This window comes from Sphingomonas endophytica, from assembly GCF_001476895.1.
Taxonomy (GTDB): domain Bacteria; phylum Pseudomonadota; class Alphaproteobacteria; order Sphingomonadales; family Sphingomonadaceae; genus Sphingomonas; species Sphingomonas endophytica_A.
Window position 1 is genome coordinate 1 of sequence record NZ_LDTB01000194.1, and the last position, 955, is coordinate 955.

General features: G+C 63.2%; 1 protein-coding gene and 1 pseudogene. One reads left to right on the plus strand and one right to left on the minus strand.

From position 1 onward, the window contains the following. A pseudogene (locus NS334_RS16695) lies at positions 1-250 on the minus strand (hypothetical protein); the annotation flags it as partial. 286 nt (positions 251-536) lie between these two features. Here NS334_RS16695 and NS334_RS16700 point away from each other — a divergent pair. Next, on the plus strand, positions 537-955 hold a 419-nt coding region (locus NS334_RS16700), incomplete at its 3' end, for an ABC transporter substrate-binding protein (RefSeq protein ID WP_153002805.1).

Below are 955 nucleotides of genomic sequence, written 5' to 3' on the forward strand. Positions count from 1 at the left end.
GCCCGGTGACGTTGCCGTTCGACACCATCATCCGCTTCGACAGGTCCGACAGCGTCATGCCGTCCGGCACCTTGTCGAGCTGGGCCATCAGGTCGAAACGCGGCAGCGTGACGTCGAATTTCTCGCGCAGGCGGCTGCGCACCTCGCCTTCGATCAGCGTGGTGCAGGTCAACAGCCTCAGCCCCAGCCTGAGCTCGGTGCCGTGATCGTCGGGCAGCTCGACGGCCTTGGTTTCGGAATCGAGGATCATGCTGCGATCATGCCTCCGCGGCGGGTTTCGGTCGGACCGATTGCTTTGAGCTTCAAGCAATTCGCGGTGTCCTGCAAGGACAATAGCGAATCCGGCCCGATGCACCGAGGCAATTCTGCAATTTCTTTAAACTTCAAGCAATTGGCGCGGCGCTTGCATGGCGCGCGACAGCGCCCGCGCAACCGGTAACCTGACGCGATGCCACATCGCTTGCAGCGGTCGCACGCGCCAGACTAAGCTGCGGCCAAGCTGGAAAGGCATCAAGACAATGCTTTGGGGGAGTGACATGAAGCAACTGACAAGACTCGCGGGATTGGCGGCGCTGCTGGGAATCGCGGCGAGCCCGGCGGCAGCGCAGGAAAAGATCAAGATCGGCGTGCTGGTTACGACCTCGGGACCTGCCGCGGCGCTGGGCCAGCAGGTCCGCGACGGCTTTGCACTCGCGGTCAAGGACCTTGGCGGCAAGATGGCCGGCCGGGATGTCGAGATCGTCAACGCCGACGACGAGCTCAAGCCCGACGCTGCGGTGGTCAAGGTGCGCGGCCTGCTCGAGCGCGACAAGGTCGATTTCGTGGTCGGCCCGAGCTTCTCCAACATCCTGCTGGCGATCCACCGCCCGGTCACCGACAGTAAGACCTTCCTGATCAGCCCGAATGCCGGCCCCTCGAGCTTTGCCGGCAAGGAGTGCAACCCGTTCTTCTATGT